This is a genomic window from Mycobacterium sp. SM3041 (genome assembly GCF_039668335.1).
Classification (GTDB): Bacteria; Actinomycetota; Actinomycetes; order Mycobacteriales; family Mycobacteriaceae; genus Mycobacterium.
Window position 1 is genome coordinate 70,464 of record NZ_JAYXBQ010000045.1, and the last position, 14,624, is coordinate 85,087.

Annotated in this window: 18 protein-coding genes; 12 read left to right on the forward strand and 6 right to left on the reverse strand. The window is 66.4% G+C overall.

Annotated features, from left to right (window positions below):
* The first annotated feature begins 2 nt into the window (after positions 1 to 2).
* Together ilvN and ilvC are read left to right on the forward strand one after the other, a co-directional pair.
* Positions 3 to 509, forward strand: a complete 507-nt coding sequence (gene ilvN, locus VXD91_RS14285; protein WP_226521547.1) for an acetolactate synthase small subunit — start codon at positions 3 to 5, stop codon at positions 507 to 509.
* Positions 510 to 586: 77 nt separating this feature from the next.
* Positions 587 to 1,588 (forward strand): ketol-acid reductoisomerase, encoded by a 1,002-nt coding sequence (ilvC, locus tag VXD91_RS14290; RefSeq protein ID WP_346415776.1) that lies wholly within the window; start codon positions 587 to 589, stop codon positions 1,586 to 1,588.
* Positions 1,589 to 1,659: 71 nt separating this feature from the next.
* On the opposite strand, the gene VXD91_RS14295 is transcribed toward ilvC, so the two are convergent.
* The 3 genes from VXD91_RS14295 to VXD91_RS14305 form a co-directional block, all read right to left on the reverse strand.
* The gene (locus tag VXD91_RS14295; protein ID WP_346415719.1) at positions 1,660 to 1,953 is read right to left on the reverse strand and encodes a hypothetical protein; all 294 of its coding nucleotides are present in this window, start codon (positions 1,951 to 1,953) and stop codon (positions 1,660 to 1,662) included.
* A gap of 277 nt (positions 1,954 to 2,230) precedes the next feature.
* Positions 2,231 to 2,830, reverse strand: a complete 600-nt coding sequence (gene wrbA / locus VXD91_RS14300) for an NAD(P)H:quinone oxidoreductase (protein ID WP_346415721.1) — start codon at positions 2,828 to 2,830, stop codon at positions 2,231 to 2,233.
* 14 nt (positions 2,831 to 2,844) lie between these two features.
* On the reverse strand, positions 2,845 to 4,275 hold the full coding sequence (locus VXD91_RS14305) for an NAD(P)/FAD-dependent oxidoreductase (protein WP_346415777.1): 1,431 nt from the start codon (positions 4,273 to 4,275) through the stop codon (positions 2,845 to 2,847).
* An 87-nt stretch (positions 4,276 to 4,362) separates the two neighbouring features.
* On the opposite strand from VXD91_RS14305, the gene serA reads away from it, so the two are divergent.
* The 3 genes from serA to VXD91_RS14320 are packed head-to-tail and all read left to right on the forward strand — an operon-like array spanning position 4,363 to position 7,533.
* A complete protein-coding gene (gene serA, locus VXD91_RS14310; protein ID WP_346415722.1) occupies positions 4,363 to 5,949 on the forward strand; it encodes a phosphoglycerate dehydrogenase in 1,587 nt (528 codons plus the stop codon).
* Positions 5,946 to 6,956, forward strand: a complete 1,011-nt coding sequence (locus VXD91_RS14315; RefSeq protein WP_138248762.1) for a 3-isopropylmalate dehydrogenase — start codon at positions 5,946 to 5,948, stop codon at positions 6,954 to 6,956. Before serA ends, VXD91_RS14315 begins: the two co-directional genes overlap by 4 nt.
* A 4-nt stretch (positions 6,957 to 6,960) precedes the next feature.
* Positions 6,961 to 7,533, forward strand: a complete 573-nt coding sequence (locus VXD91_RS14320; protein WP_138248763.1) for a hypothetical protein — start codon at positions 6,961 to 6,963, stop codon at positions 7,531 to 7,533.
* Here the strand turns inward: VXD91_RS14320 and VXD91_RS14325 are convergent.
* Positions 7,522 to 8,373 (reverse strand): helix-turn-helix transcriptional regulator, encoded by an 852-nt coding sequence (locus VXD91_RS14325; RefSeq protein ID WP_346415724.1) that lies wholly within the window; start codon positions 8,371 to 8,373, stop codon positions 7,522 to 7,524. The genes VXD91_RS14320 and VXD91_RS14325 overlap by 12 nt on opposite strands.
* Before the next feature lie 133 nt (positions 8,374 to 8,506).
* Here VXD91_RS14325 and VXD91_RS14330 point away from each other — a divergent pair, with 133 nt between their 5' ends.
* From VXD91_RS14330 to VXD91_RS14360, 7 genes are all read left to right on the forward strand, one after another.
* The gene (locus VXD91_RS14330) at positions 8,507 to 9,424 is read left to right on the forward strand and encodes an alpha/beta hydrolase (protein WP_138248765.1); all 918 of its coding nucleotides are present in this window, start codon (positions 8,507 to 8,509) and stop codon (positions 9,422 to 9,424) included.
* Between the two features lie 116 nt (positions 9,425 to 9,540).
* Entirely contained in the window at positions 9,541 to 10,422 is an 882-nt protein-coding gene (bla, locus tag VXD91_RS14335) for a class A beta-lactamase (RefSeq protein WP_061001021.1), read from the forward strand.
* Positions 10,423 to 10,431: 9 nt separating this feature from the next.
* The gene (locus VXD91_RS14340; protein ID WP_346415727.1) at positions 10,432 to 11,706 is read left to right on the forward strand and encodes a hypothetical protein; all 1,275 of its coding nucleotides are present in this window, start codon (positions 10,432 to 10,434) and stop codon (positions 11,704 to 11,706) included.
* Between the two features lie 78 nt (positions 11,707 to 11,784).
* Entirely contained in the window at positions 11,785 to 12,411 is a 627-nt protein-coding gene (locus VXD91_RS14345) for a dihydrofolate reductase family protein (protein WP_064860477.1), read from the forward strand.
* An 80-nt stretch (positions 12,412 to 12,491) separates the two neighbouring features.
* Positions 12,492 to 12,713, forward strand: coding sequence for a hypothetical protein (locus VXD91_RS14350; RefSeq protein ID WP_162563755.1), 222 nt, complete (start codon positions 12,492 to 12,494; stop codon positions 12,711 to 12,713).
* A 15-nt stretch (positions 12,714 to 12,728) separates the two neighbouring features.
* A complete protein-coding gene (locus tag VXD91_RS14355; RefSeq protein WP_061001018.1) occupies positions 12,729 to 13,013 on the forward strand; it encodes a hypothetical protein in 285 nt (94 codons plus the stop codon).
* A 135-nt stretch (positions 13,014 to 13,148) separates the two neighbouring features.
* A complete protein-coding gene (locus VXD91_RS14360) occupies positions 13,149 to 13,601 on the forward strand; it encodes a DIP1984 family protein (RefSeq protein WP_346415728.1) in 453 nt (150 codons plus the stop codon).
* Between the two features lie 261 nt (positions 13,602 to 13,862).
* Here the strand turns inward: VXD91_RS14360 and VXD91_RS14365 are convergent, their stop codons facing one another.
* The gene (locus VXD91_RS14365; RefSeq protein WP_061001017.1) at positions 13,863 to 14,288 is read right to left on the reverse strand and encodes a type II toxin-antitoxin system VapC family toxin; all 426 of its coding nucleotides are present in this window, start codon (positions 14,286 to 14,288) and stop codon (positions 13,863 to 13,865) included.
* Positions 14,285 to 14,524 carry an AbrB/MazE/SpoVT family DNA-binding domain-containing protein gene (locus VXD91_RS14370; RefSeq protein ID WP_061001016.1) on the reverse strand — a complete coding sequence of 80 codons (240 nt, stop codon included), beginning with the start codon at positions 14,522 to 14,524 and terminating at the stop codon, positions 14,285 to 14,287. The genes VXD91_RS14365 and VXD91_RS14370 overlap by 4 nt, the downstream gene beginning before the upstream one ends.
* Positions 14,525 to 14,624: the final 100 nt, after the last annotated feature.

Genomic DNA, 14,624 nt, shown 5'->3' on the forward strand with positions numbered 1-14,624 from the left:
GCGTGGCTACCACTCATACATTGTCGGTTCTCGTCGAGGACACGCCCGGTGTGCTCGCCCGCGTGGCGGCGCTGTTCTCGCGGCGTGGCTTCAACATCCAGTCGCTCGCGGTCGGTGCCACCGAGCAGAAGAACATGTCCCGCATGACCATCGTGGTCTCGGTCGAGGAGCAGCTGCCGCTGGAGCAGATCACCAAGCAGCTCAACAAGCTGATCAACGTCATCAAGATCGTCGAGCAGGAGCCGGACAACTCCGTCTCCCGCGAGCTGGCGCTGATCAAGGTCCGGGCCGACGCGACCACCCGTGGCCAGGTGATCGAGGCGGTCAACCTGTTCCGCGCGAAGGTCGTCGACGTGTCGACCGAGTCGCTGACCGTCGAGGCCACCGGCACCCAGGAGAAGCTCGACGCATTGCTGCGAGTGCTGGAGCCGTATGGTATTCGCGAGCTGGTGCAGTCCGGTGTGGTTTCGTTGGCGCGCGGTCCGCGCGGCATCGGCGCGGCCAAATAGGCGGAGCCCGCGCGGGAACCGCCAAGTAAATCTTCGAACAACAGAAACAAGGTAAGGAAAAGCAAGTGGCAGTTGAGATGTTCTACGACGACGATGCGGACCTGTCGATCATCCAGGGTCGCAAGGTCGGCGTCATCGGCTACGGCAGCCAGGGGCACGCGCATTCGCTTTCGCTGCGCGACTCGGGTGTGCAGGTCAAGGTCGGCCTGAAGGAAGGCTCGAAGTCCCGCGAGAAGGTCACCGAGCAGGGCCTCGAGGTCGACACCCCGGCCAACGTTGCCGCGTGGGCCGACGTCATCATGCTGCTGGCGCCCGACACCGCGCAGGCCGAGATCTTCACCAATGACATCGAGCCCAACCTCAAGGACGGCGACGCGCTGTTCTTCGGCCACGGCCTCAACATCCACTTCGGTCTGATCAAGCCCCCGGCCAACGTCACCATCGGCATGGTCGCCCCGAAGGGCCCCGGCCACCTGGTGCGTCGCCAGTTCGTCGACGGCAAGGGTGTGCCCGCGCTGATCGCCATCGACCAGGACCCCAAGGGTGAGGGCCAGGCCCTGGCGCTGTCCTACGCCAAGGGCATCGGCGGCACCCGCGCCGGCGTCATCAAGACCACCTTCAAGGAAGAGACCGAGACCGACCTGTTCGGTGAGCAGGCCGTTCTCTGTGGCGGTACCGAGGAACTGGTCAAGACCGGTTTCGAGGTCATGGTCGAGGCCGGCTACGCCCCCGAGATGGCCTACTTCGAGGTGCTGCACGAGCTCAAGCTGATCGTGGACCTGATGTACGAGGGTGGCATCGCCCGCATGAACTACTCGGTGTCCGACACCGCTGAGTTCGGTGGCTACCTGTCCGGCCCGCGCGTCATCGACGCCGACACCAAGAAGCGGATGGAGGCGATCCTGAAGGACATCCAGGACGGCACCTTCGTCAAGCGTCTGGTCGCCAACGTCGAGGGCGGCAACAAGGAGCTCGAGGGTCTGCGTAAGGCCAACGCCGAGCACCCGATCGAGGTCACCGGCAAGAAGCTGCGCGACCTGATGAGCTGGGTCGACCGGCCGATCACCGAGACCGCATAGCTTCTGCGCTCACTGGCCAGTTATCGCTCGCGATTCACGAAAAAGCGTGCGGTAACTGGCCTTTCGGCGTTTCAGTACAACGCGTACCCGATGCCGGCCAGCGCGCGGGCGACGTTGCGGCCGTCGGCGCTGCCCGGGAGCTTCACGGATCGGTCGATGTCCAGGCCCTCACCGGCCACCCCGTAGAAGCTCGTTGACACCGGGTCATCGTGTTCGGGCGGTACCAGGCTGCCGTCGGTGTCGATGTACTGCGCTCGCATGGCCCACATGCTCCGCTCGGCGGCGATCACGTGATAGCCGCACAGTGGCGGACGCACCTGATACAGCTCCAGGTCACCGACGGTGAACACCGCATTGTTGGGCATTGCGCCCACCAGTCGGGCTGTGCCTACGAATGTCACCCGTCAACCGTAAGTCGGGTGTCGGGGCCGCCCCGACGCCAATTTCAGGTGCGCACCGATTGCTCTCCCAGCGGTTCCGGCGACCTGGTCGCACAGTCGCGAACCGTCAGCCCCTTCCGGCGCTCTCTCCCTTGGCACTTTTCGCCTGAAGCCGTCAACACTTTCTCTGACAGTCAAGGAAAGTTGACGACTTCAAATCGCAAGTGCCGCAGGAGAGCCGACACGCCGGAGCGCTGCCCAGCTACCCGCCCAACCGGTCTGCCACCGCGACGACCCGCTTGGCCAAGTGGTCGAGCGCCGCATAGGTGTTGTCGTCGAACTGGCGGATGTTGTCGTGGTTGGCCAGCAGGCTCACGCCGTACGGATTGCCGTCGGCGAACTTCAGCGGGTCGGTGTAGCCGGGCGGGACGATGATGCCGCCCCAGTGCATCAGCGTGATGTAGAGCGAGAGCAGCGTGGTTTCCTGCCCGCCGTGCGCGGTGTTGGTCGAGGTGAACCCGGCGTACACCTTGTCGGCCAACACGCCCTTCGACCACAGGCCACCGAGGGAATCCAGAAAGCCCCGCAGCTGCGACGCCACCGAGCCGAACCGGGTCGGCGAGCCGAAGATCACCGCGTCGGCCCAGACGATGTCGTCGCCCGTGGCCGTCGGAAGATCTTTGGTCGCTTCGTAATTCGCGGTCCACGCCGGGTTGTGGGCGAACGACTCGGGGGAAGCGGTCTCGGCGACCGGCCGCAGCCGCACCTCGGCGCCCAACGATTCTGCGGTGCTCGCGACCCGCTGTGCCATGGAGGTGCCGTGCCCGGTTGCGGAGTAATAGATCACAGAAAGCTTGGCCATGCGCCAAGCCAACACTATGGCGCGAGCGACGGCAGCGTCTTCACGCCGAATTCACGGCGCAGCACGGTGCGCGCGGCATACAGCCGGGCCATGCCGTGCACGCCGGTACCCGGTGGGGTGGCCGACGAACACAGGTAGGCCCTGGGGATCGGCGTGGTCCACGGATTGGCCCGCAGAGTGGGCCCGATCATCGCGGCCTTGAGCGTCGCGCCGCCGACGATGATGTCGCCGTCCACGTAATTGGCGTTGTGCCGCGACATCTCGGCTGCCGGCACGGCGCGCGCCGCGAGCACCAGATCCCGGAAACCCGGTGCGGCGTTTTCGAACAACGCCATGACCGTCTCGGTCTGATCGACGGTCGATCCCGCCGGCACGTGGCAGTAGGTCCACAGCGGCCGGCGGCCCTGGGCGTCGATGCGGGACGGGTCGGCCAGGTGGGGCAGCGAGGCCAGCGTCATCGGGTGGGCGGCATGGCGACCCTGCCAGATCTCGCGTTCTGCGTGTGCCATCTGGGCCCGGGTGCCGCCCAGGTGGACGGTCGGTGACGTTGCCATCCGCGGGTCACGCCAGGGGATTTCGCCCGATAGCACGAAGTCGATCTTGCAGACGCCGGGTCCGAACTTGTACCGGCGCAACGCTTTTGCGTAACGGGCGGGGAGTGCCGGTCCGTAGATGTCGAGCAGTGCGGTGGGGGAGGTGTCGTAGATGACGACGCCCTCGGGCGGGCTCGTCACGGGGGAGCCGGCGATCAGTTCGCCTCCGTGGACCCGCAGATCGGCGATCAAGGCGTCGGTGATCGTCTGCGTGCCACCGATGGGGACGGGCCAGCCCGCCGTGTGCGCGACGGTGCTGAGCATGATGCCTGCGCCACTGTTGACAGGCGACGGGATGGGGTGGATGGCGTGGGCGCCGACGCCGGTGAACAGGGCCTGGGCGTCGTCGCCGCGCAGCAGGCCCCACGCCGGACTGCCCTGCGCCAGAACCCGCAGTCCCGCGCGCACGGTGCTGGGCAGGTCCGCGGGCAACGAGCGCTTGTCGCCGAGGAAGAAGCCGAGGACGCCGTCGACGTGCTCGACCAGCGGGCCCAGCAGTCGTCGCCACGACGAGCCGTGTTCCAGCTCCGCGCAGGTGCGGTCCAGCGAGCGGTACCCGATGGCGGCGCGGCCGGAGGGCAGGGGATTGGCGTACGAGACCTCGGGCGTCACCATCTGCACGCCGCGCGCGGCGAGATCGAATTCCGCGAAGAACGGCGATGCCACGCCCAGCGGGTGCACCGCCGAGCAGACGTCGTGCAAAACGCCTGAGTATTCGGGGTCGGGAGCGCTGCGGGCGCCCCCACCGGGCGTCGGTTGGCCCTCGATGACCCGGACCGACAACCCGGCTCGAGCACAGATGACGGCCGCAGCCAGTCCGTTGGGTCCACTACCGACGACGGTGACGTCCACCACTCGATGGTAGTGACGGGCCGCGAGAACCCAGATCAAGGCCACCGCGATTGGAAGCGCGGCCATGCGGACCACTAGTCTGTGCGCGTGAGCCTTCCTGTCGTACTCATCGCTGACAAACTCGCCGAATCGACCGTCGCCGCCCTCGGCGACCAGGTAGAGGTCCGTTGGGTCGACGGACCCGACCGCGAAAAGCTGCTGGCCGCCGTGCCGGAAGCCGACGCCCTGCTGGTGCGCTCGGCCACCACGGTGGACGCCGAGGTGCTGGCCGCAGCCCCCAAGCTCAAGATCGTCGCCCGCGCGGGCGTCGGCCTGGACAACGTCGACGTCGACGCCGCCACCGCCCGTGGCGTGCTGGTCGTCAACGCCCCGACCTCGAACATCCACAGTGCCGCTGAGCACGCCCTGGCGCTGCTGCTGTCGGCAGCCCGCCAGATTCCGGCCGCCGACGCCACGTTGCGCGAGCGCACCTGGAAGCGGTCGTCGTTCTCGGGCACCGAAATCTTCGGCAAGACCGTCGGCGTCGTGGGCATGGGCCGCATCGGTCAGCTCGTCGCGCAGCGCCTGGCCGCGTTCGGCGCGCACATCGTCGCCTACGACCCCTACGTCTCGCAGGCCCGTGCCGCGCAGCTGGGCATCGAGCTGCTGACCCTCGATGAGCTTTTGGGTCGCGCTGATTTCATCTCGGTGCACCTGCCCAAGACCAAGGAAACCGCCGGCCTCATCAACAAGGACGCGCTGGCCAAGACCAAGCCGGGCGTCATCATCGTCAACGCGGCCCGCGGTGGCCTGATCGACGAGCAGGCCCTGGCCGACGCGATCACCAGCGGCCACGTGCGTGGCGCAGGCCTCGACGTGTTCGCCACCGAGCCCTGCACCGACAGCCCGTTGTTCGAGCTGCCGCAGGTCGTCGTCACCCCGCACCTGGGTGCCTCCACCGAAGAAGCCCAGGACCGCGCCGGCACCGACGTCGCCGCGAGCGTGAAGCTGGCGCTCGCCGGCGAGTTCGTGCCCGACGCCGTCAACGTCGGCGGCGGTGTCGTCGGCGAAGAGGTCGCGCCGTGGCTCGACCTGGTGCGCAAGCTGGGTCTGCTGGTCGGTGCCCTGGCGCCGGAGCTGCCGGTTTCGCTGAACGTGGAAGTGCTCGGCGAGCTGGCGTCGGAAGACGTTGAGATTCTGAAGCTTTCGGCTATGCGTGGCCTGTTCTCGGCTGTCATCGAGGATCAGGTGACGTTCGTCAACGCGCCGGCGCTGGCCGTCGAGCGTGGTGTCGAGGCCGCCCTCACCACCGAGACCGAGAGCCCCAACCACCGCAGCGTCGTCGACGTGCGCGCCGTGGCCGGTGACGGCTCGGTCGTCAACGTGTCGGGCACCCTGAGCGGTCCGCAGTTGGTCGAGAAGGTCGTCCAGATCAACGGCCGCAACCTGGACCTGCGCGCCGAGGGCATCAACCTGATCCTCAACTACGGCGACCAGCCGGGTGCGCTGGGCAAGATCGGCACGCTCCTCGGGGGCGCCGACGTCAACATCCTGGCCGCTCAGATGTCGCAGGACTCCGACGGTTCGGGCGCGACGGTCATGCTGCGCCTCGACCGCGAGGTGCCGGCCGACGTGCTCAGCGCGATCGGCGACGCCGTCGGCGCGACCACCCTGGAACTGGTGGACCTGTCGTGAAGCTCGCCGTCATCGCCGGCGACGGCATCGGCCCCGAGGTCATCGGTGAGGCGCTGAAGGTTCTCGACGTCGTGCTGCCGGGTGTCGAGCGCACCGAGTACAACGTCGGTGCCAAGCGCTACCACGAGACCGGCGAGACCCTGCCCGACGGCATGGTCGACGAGCTCAAGACACACGACGCGATCCTGTTGGGCGCCATCGGCGATCCGTCGGTGCCCAGCGGCGTGCTCGAGCGCGGTCTGCTGCTGACCATGCGGTTCGCGCTGGATCACCACGTGAACCTGCGGCCGTCGCGGCTGTTCGCCGGTGTCGACAGCCCGCTGGCCGGCAACCCGGACATCGATTTCGTCGTCGTCCGCGAGGGCACCGAGGGTCCGTACACCGGCACCGGTGGCGCCATCCGCGTCGGCACCCCGCACGAGGTGGCCACCGAGGTGTCCACCAACACGCGCTTCGGTGTGGAGCGGGTCGTCCGCTACGCATTCGAGAAGGCCCGGACGCGGCGTAAGCACCTGACCCTGGTGCACAAGAACAACGTGCTGGCGTTCGCCGGCTCGCTGTGGAAGCGCACGGTCGACGAGGTCGCCACCGAGTACCCGGACGTCGAGACCGCTTACCAGCACATCGATGCCGCGACCATCCACATGGTCACCGATCCGGGCCGCTTCGACGTGATCGTCACCGACAACCTGTTCGGCGACATCATCACCGACCTGGCCGCGGCCGTCTCCGGCGGCATCGGCCTGGCAGCGTCGGGCAACATCGATGCGACGGGCACCAACCCGTCGATGTTCGAGCCGGTGCACGGCAGCGCGCCCGACATCGCGGGTCAGGGTCTCGCCGACCCGACTGCGGCCATCATGAGTGTGGCGCTGCTGCTCACGCACCTCGGTGAGACCGACGCCGCGGCCCGCGTGGACAAGGCTGTCGCCGAGCACCTTTCGACGCGTGGCGACGCCAAACTGTCGACGTCGGAGACCGGCGAGCGGATTCGCAGCTTCCTGTAGTGCCGTGAGCGGCTTCGCCACCCTCACCAGGCAGTGTTGGCTTTTCGCCATCGGCTCGGCATTCTTCGCGCTGGCCACGGCGCCGGGGTTTCCCTCGGTGGCCGGGGCCGGCACGGCGAACGTGCTGTGCTTCATCGGATCGTGGTTCTTCACCACGGCCGCCCTGATGCAGTACCTGCTGGCCCCGCCGGGAAGCCAATGGTGGTCGGCGGCAATCCAATTCATGGGCACCGTGTTGTTCAACGTGAGCACCGGCGCGGCAGTGTGGGCGCACGCCGTGCTCGCCGAGCGCCGCTACGTGTGGGCGCCCGACGCCGCCGGGTCACTGGCCTTCCTGCTCAGTGGGCTGCTGGCCGTCATGGTGGTCGGCCTGTGGTCGCCGAAATCCGTTGCCTGGCAGGCATCGTGGATCAACATGATGGGCTGCGTCGCGTTCCAGGTCTCGGCGCTGGCGGCGTTCGTCCGCAAGACCGGTGTCACGATCGACGAGCGGATGGCCAACTTCGGGACGTTCGTCGGAGCACTGTGCTTCCTGGTGGCCGCGCTGTTGGTGCGGCCTGGGCGGTCAGCCGTGTGACTGGCGCGTTGCCGCCAGGCTGCCGAGTAACTTCAGTCGTTCCGCCGTCGCTGAATTCGGTTCCGCCGTCATGACATAGAGCGTCAGACCCGGATCGGCGGCAAGTTCCAGCCCATCGAAGGTCAGATCGAGCTGGCCGACGTCGGGGTGCTTGAACGCTTTCGGGCCCGACTGGTGTGCGCGGATGATGTGGGCGCCCCAGCGGACCCGGAATTCGTCACTGCGCGTGCTCAATTCGCCGACGAGCTGGGTCAGCCGGTCGTCGTACGGATCACGGGCCGCGGCACTGCGCAGAATCGCGACGGCGTTGTCGGCCTGCTGATTCCAATCGACGAAGAATTCCTGCGCGCGGCCGTCCAAAAACACGAATCGGGCGAGGTTGGCCTGTCCGGGTCCGTCGATGGCGACGCGGTACAACTCCGCGGCGATGACGTTGGTGGCCAGGATGTCGAGGCGGTCATTGCTGACCCAGGCCGGCACTCCGACCATCGCATCCAGGATCAGTTGGACACTCGGCCGAAGCCTGCTGCCGGCCTTGCGCGGGGTCCGCCGCGGCCCTTGGCTGACTTTGATCAGGTTGAACAGGTGCGCGCGCTCGGTCTCGTCGAGTTGCAGGACGGTCGCCACCGAGTTGAGTACCGAGTCGGAGACGCCGGTGAGATTGCCGCGTTCGAGCCGGGTGTAGTAGTCCACGCTGACTCCGGCCAACAGAGCGACCTCTTCGCGGCGCAGGCCGGGGACTCGTCGTTTGGCGCCGTAGTCGGGCAGGCCGGCCTGCTGGGGAGTGATGCGGGCGCGCCGGGACGTGAGGAATTCCCGGATGTCCTTGCGCTGGTCCACGTTCTCGACAGTAGTGGGCTCGGCAGCCGGGAGAGGGGGTTTGCTGGACCCCGGACAACTCGGCCCTGACTGACCGGACCGCGCCCGGCCTACCGTCGTTTCTGACACCACCTCTCGACGGAAGGAACCGCACATGTCCGATGACACCGCAGCTCAGGAAGCGTTCGACGGCTTTGTCGCAATGTGGACCACCGGAACCACCGGCGGACGGCGCGCGCCAGTGCTACGGAGCCCAGATGAGGTCGGGCTCGACTACGAAGACGTGTTCTTCCCGTCGATGGACGGCGTCCCGCTGGAGGGCTGGTTCATCCCGGCCGACTCCGACCGGCTCGTCATCCATAACCACTTTCTCCCCGGAAACCGCTACGGCTACCCCGGGCACCTGCCGGAGTTCGGCGGGCTCGGCGGCTTCGAGGTGAATTTCCTGCCCGAGTACAAGGCGCTGCATGACGCCGGTTACAACGTTCTCGCGTACGACATCCGTAATCACGGCCGCAGTGGCCAGGGCAACGGCGGCATCGCGGGCATCGGTCTGACCGAATATCGCGATGTCATCGGCTCCTTGCGCTACGCCGGCGCTCGGCCGGACACGAAATCGATGAAGAAGGTGCTGCTTTCGGTGTGCCTGGGCGCTGATTCGACGGCGGTGGCCTGGTCGAAGCATCCCGAGGAGTTCGCGGAAATCCAGGCCATGGTGATGCTGCAACCGGTGTCGGGTCGCTACATCGTCGAGGAGTTCGTCAAGGCAGTCGGGATGGCCGACGGCTACGTGAAGTTCGATCAGGCCGTGCACGAACGAACGGGATTCCGGATCGCCGAGCAGTCACCGCTCGAATACGTCAAGGCCGTGACCGTGCCGACGCTCGTCGCCCAGGTCCGCGACGACACGATGACGCGCCCGCAGGATGTGCAGGACATCTACGACGCGATTCCGGTCGCCGACAAGAGCCTGCACTGGATTGAAGGAACCAACAGGCGATTCGACGGCTACAACTACCTCGGTGTCCACCCGGAAGTGGCCATCGACTGGTTCGACAAGTACATCGCCTGACGTCATCTTTGCTGACACCACGGGATCTGTTGGGGCCCAACGCACTGCAGGCCGGCGGGGTGCCGGAAGGGCACCCCGCGTTGGCGTCTTTCGTCGATACATGGTTGGCTGAATATGTGGGGGTATCGCTGAGCCGACGGGATTTCATCGTCGGGTTGGCCGCGACGGGCGTGCTGGCCGGGTGCCAGCCCACCAAGGCGGACGAGCCGACCAACTTTGCCGATCTGGAAGATCGCTATCAGGCGTTAATCGGCGTCTACGCAGTTGATCTGGAGTCTTCGGCGACGGTCGAGCACCGTGCTGACGAGCGGTTCGCGATGTGCTCGACCTTCAAAGCGTATGCGGCGGCCCGCATCTTGCAGATGGCCACGGCGGGCAAGGCGAATCTCGATGCCATGGTGCCCATCACCGCCGGTGACATCGTGGTCAACTCGCCGGTGCTGAGCGAGGCGGTGGGGGCGCGGATGGCGTTGCGAGAGATTTGTGCCGCGGCCCTGAGCCAGAGTGACAACGCGGCAGGCAACATCATGTTGCGGACCATCGGCGGGCCCTCGGCGCTCACGGATTTCGCCCGCTCGATCGGTGATTCGCAGACCCGGCTGGATCGCTGGGAACCGGCCCTCAACGAGGCGGCGCCCGGCGATCTCCGCGACACCACCACGCCGCGGGCGCTGTGCGGCGGGTATCGCGCCATTCTCGCCGGCGACGCGTTGTCCGGTGCGGCTCAGTTCCAACTGCGTCGGTGGATGGAGGAGACCGCGACGTCGACCCGCCGTTTTCGCGCGGGTCTGCCTGAGGGATGGACCAGCGCGGACAAGACCGGCGGCGGCGACTACGGGTCGACCAACGACGCCGGGATGCTCATCGGCCCGAAGCGGGAACGGGTCATGCTGACGGTGCTGGTCCGCACGCGCACCGTGCGGCGGGACGCCGGGCCGTTCAACGAGGCGATCGCGGAGTCGGTGCGATCGGTGCTTGCGCGCCTCGGCCACAGTTAGTGTTGGATCGTGGGGATCCGGAAGCTGGCACTTGCCGTGGTTACGTGCGGGTGCGTGGTCGCGGGCTGTTCGACGACCACGACCGGCACCTCGCGGTTCGGCGGTTCACTGAGCGACCCCGAACCGGACGTCAGCCAGCTGCGGACCGGTAACTACCAGATCAAGCCGAGCACCCCGTTCTTCAGCGCTGGACCCAACCCGCTCACGCAGTCGATCGTCGAATCGACCCGGATGGCCGAATACGTCGTGGGCCCTTGGGAAATCGACGCGTCGGTGACGAAGCCCGGGGCCATCGGGACCGGCACCATGACGTCGGAGTTTGGTGTCGACAACATCCTCGGGGTGTCCAAAGACAATGTGATGCAGGGCATTGCCAGAGCACACGGTCTGGTCGCCGGTTTCGGGTCCTACCGGTCATCAGGGTCCCGGGACTCCGATCTGGAAATCCAGAACGCGGTCCTGATGTTTCCCGATGATGGCCAAGCAGCGGCGGCCGCGGCAGAATTCACCGCACAGTTCGGCCCCGTCGTGGCCACTCCGTTTCCGACATATCCCGTCCAGATCTCGGTCGGTACCGGCACGGTGCCGGCGGTCGGCGTGGATTACGGCACCGGGGCCAGTGGCGTCGCGGCGTACACCGCGCAGGGACGTTTCGTGCTGTACCAATTCGTGAGCGCCAAAGCCACCAAGCTGACCAAGGCACCGCTGCGGGCTCAGTTGCTGACGTCCGACCTGCTCAGCAGGCAGCGGTCGCTCATCAAGAGCTTTGTGCCCACCGATCCCGCGAAACTCGCTGACCTGCCCAAAGATCCGAGCGACGATCAGTTGCTGTCGAAGACCATCACCACTCCCGATCGGCAGCAGGGCGTACTGATCGGGACGTGGCGACCGCGGGCGTGGCTGCATTTCGAAGCCGATCCGGTGAGCATGACGACCCAGTTCGAGCGCGCCGGCGTCCAGTGGGTGACACAGCGGTGGGGCCGGGTCTACCAGGCGCCCAATGCGGATTCGGCCGCGCAGCTGCTGGACGCCACCAGCGCTCTGATCATGAAGAATCCGGATGTGCAGATGGCCGGGCCGGTGCCGGGGTTCCCCGGTGCGCGCTGTTTCGAGCACCTCCGCGACTATGCGCAACCGGACGCGACGGTGACATGGCGCATCCTGGGGTGGCACTACAGCTGCCTCGCCCGCACCGACAGATTTGTGTTCCAGGTCTTCGCCGACGATGAAACCGCTGTGGACCAACAGATTTCGGCGCAGTACCGGGTGCTGTCCGGGAAGTAGCCGGCCGCGCCGATGAGTTTCACCGAGTCCGCTGGTCTACCTCATTGACACACACCACCGACTCACCAGGAGCTGGAAATGGGCCAGATTCACCTCGCGTTGTTCGCCACTCTCGACCTCGTCGGGCAGGCGCCCGGCGGTCCCGGAGAGGACTCCGACGGCGATTTTCCTTTCGAAGGCTGGCAGGCACCGCTGATCGACGAGGTGTCGGGGGAGCAGGTCGGCGCCGCGTACGAAGGCACCGACGCGCTGCTGCTCGGCCGGCGGACGTACGACATCTTCGCGGGCTACTGGCCGCACCAGGACGACGAATTCGCGGCCATGTTCAATCGCATCCCCAAGTACGTCGCCTCCCGCGGCGAGCCCGATCTGTCGTGGTCCGGCTCGACGCAGATCGGCACGGATCTGGTCAGCGAAGTGCGGGAAATCCGTGATCGCCACGAGCACGTGAAAGTGGTCGGGAGTTTGAACTTCGTGCAGACCCTGTTGCGCGAAAAACTATTTGATCGCATCGACCTCTGGGTGCATCCTATTGTCCTGGGGGTAGGCAAGAAGGTGTTCGATGGCGGTCCGGTGCCGTCGAACCTGACGCTGCTCAAGCCGCCGGTATCGAGCCCGGCCGGCATCGTGTACCTGCAGTACGGATTGGCCGAGGGCGTACCGGCGACGGGGGACATGAGCGAACCGGATCGGGGGGACGTTTGATTGGTACGGACTGGACCCGCGGCGTACTCGCCGGAGCGGTCTCAGGGGGAGTCGGCTGGGGTCTGTTGGCGGTCGGGGCCATGGGCCCCGGTGATGATCCGCACCTCGACCGGGTAGCTGGAACGAATTTGACTGCAGCGGTGAGTGTTTCGCTGATATGTCTACTGATTGCAGCACTGTTGTTGCGCGCGCGGGTACTCAGCAGCGTCGCTGTGGCGCTGGTGGTCGCACCCGTGAGCGTTTGGTGCATTGTCGGTCTGCTGTACCTGCAGGCCGTTGCCACGGTGACGGTGTGTCGCTGACCAGAGGAGGTGCGCATGTCCTTCGAGCATGAGAGCACGCTCGACCCACGGATCGAGCGCGAGGTTGATCCGCGATATCTGTTCGGCGGCTACGCGCTCGGCCTGGTCGTGATGTCCCCGGCGCCGCTGTTGTACTACTGGCTGTTCGCGCCGGCGGGCGCGTTGCTGGTCGCCGCGGCCGCGGTTCTGGTCGCGACGGTGCGGCCGCGGTTTGACGACGTGGCATGTGGCGCATTCTTTGCCGCCCTGTTCGGCCTGGTTGCGGTGCTCGTGCTGTTCTTCGTCGGCGCGCAGGGCTGATCGCCACCGACCGTCTGGCCTGCTGAAAAATACGTTGCCGGCCAAGCCTTTTCCGCTCATCATGGTTCGGGCCGAGAAACGAACGCTCGGCCGGTGCCATCAGGAGCGAGGTGAAATCATGAAGTTGCAGAAGCTTTGTCGTTGCGTGCGAACGCAGTTCGCCGTATCGAGCAGTTGCGCGTGCGCGTCGTGGGTAACGCACGGTTCCAGGAGGGCGAAGAGCCCGCGGAGGACGCCGCAGCGCTACTGGTCGAGATCGACGGCGCGCTGGGCGATTACGAATCCCTGATTCGGCGGATCAACCTGACGAACGCGGCCAACTCGATCGGGGCCGACGGCACGCTGACCGACGCACTCGGTCGGCGCGACGCGCTGCGGTTGCGGCACCACGTCCTGACCACGGCTGCGGATGCGGCGGCCGGTGCCGGCCAATACGGCTACTCGCGGCAGTTGCGCTCGGAGCTGAAGATGTTGTCCGCCTTGTCCGTCGGCGATCTGCGGTCGCAGGCTGATCAAGTGGCGCAGGAGCTGCGCGCGCTTGACGTCCGGATCCAGAAGGCGAACTGGGAGATCGAGCTGCTGGACTGACAGCAGCATGGTGTAGCAGGTAGTTGTCGCGGAGGCGTGCACAAAACCGCAAACGGCTCCAACCGTTCAGGCGCACGGAGGGCAGTGCAACGGGTTCGATTCCCACGCGCACACCGCAGCCCAGCAATGCGCACAGGTGACAGAGCACGAGGCACAACGCATCACCACGTGCAGATCTACGACAACGAGGGTGGGTGCGGGGTTACACCGCGATTTCAGTGCCAGGTTCTGGTCGGGCCGCGCCCGTTCGCCAAAGACAGGTCAGGCGCCGGCCAGCACTTCCGCGTTTACCCCGAGGGCGTCGTAGGTTGCCTTGGCTCTGGCATCGCGAGTGACCAGGACTGCACCGTGCTCACGAGCGGCCAACGCGACCAAGCCGTCATAGGTGGCGCCGCCCGCGACGCCACAACGGGCGAATTCGTGATGGGCACCGCGTCCCGTGTCGGCACCCAGTTGAAGGGGCTCCGGGAAGTTGTCGTCGATCAACGCCACCGCGTCGGCAGGGTCGACACGAGCATCGCCGGGCAGACGCGTCAGAACCGAGTATGTCTCGGCCAGCGCATGCCCGCTGAGCCCAAGACGTCGGCCCATTGCCCATTGCGAGACCGCGACGTGCTGCGGATGCGAGGACACAAGCAAGGGCACCGCGACGCTGGTATCGATTGCCGTGACCTGCTGCGACGTCAGCGTCGCCCCGAATCGATGAGCGCGAACATCATTTCATCGGTGACGACTGTGTCTGCGTTGGCGACGAGGCGTCCGTCCTTGTTTCGCACGAGGCGCGCGGAGCGGCCGCCGGGGACAATCTGCAGTCCAGGGCCATATGCCGAAATATCGACCGTCGAACCGGGCGTCAGTCCCAACGCGTCGCGGAGTTGCTTGGGCACCAAGATGCGGCCGCCCGAGTCGATTACCGCTTCCATGGGACTATGGTACCAGTGAAATCCCATTTTTGAGTTTGCGCTGTGCAGAAACGCTCGACACTGTGGAGAGCCTTGTCAGCCCTTCCGGCTAGTCTCGCAG

Coding starts and splice junctions, on each gene's coding strand:
- ilvC (WP_346415776.1), top strand. CDS start 587: ATGTTCTACGACGACGATGCGGACCTGTCGATCATCCAGGGTCGCAAG.
- VXD91_RS14345 (WP_064860477.1), top strand. CDS start 11,785: ATGGGCCAGATTCACCTCGCGTTGTTCGCCACTCTCGACCTCGTCGGG.
- VXD91_RS14350 (WP_162563755.1), top strand. CDS start 12,492: ATGGGCCCCGGTGATGATCCGCACCTCGACCGGGTAGCTGGAACGAAT.
- VXD91_RS14370 (WP_061001016.1), bottom strand. CDS start 14,524: ATGGAAGCGGTAATCGACTCGGGCGGCCGCATCTTGGTGCCCAAGCAA.
- VXD91_RS14330 (WP_138248765.1), top strand. CDS start 8,507: ATGTCCGATGACACCGCAGCTCAGGAAGCGTTCGACGGCTTTGTCGCA.
- VXD91_RS14295 (WP_346415719.1), bottom strand. CDS start 1,953: ATGCCCAACAATGCGGTGTTCACCGTCGGTGACCTGGAGCTGTATCAG.
- VXD91_RS14355 (WP_061001018.1), top strand. CDS start 12,729: ATGTCCTTCGAGCATGAGAGCACGCTCGACCCACGGATCGAGCGCGAG.
- wrbA (WP_346415721.1), bottom strand. CDS start 2,830: ATGGCCAAGCTTTCTGTGATCTATTACTCCGCAACCGGGCACGGCACC.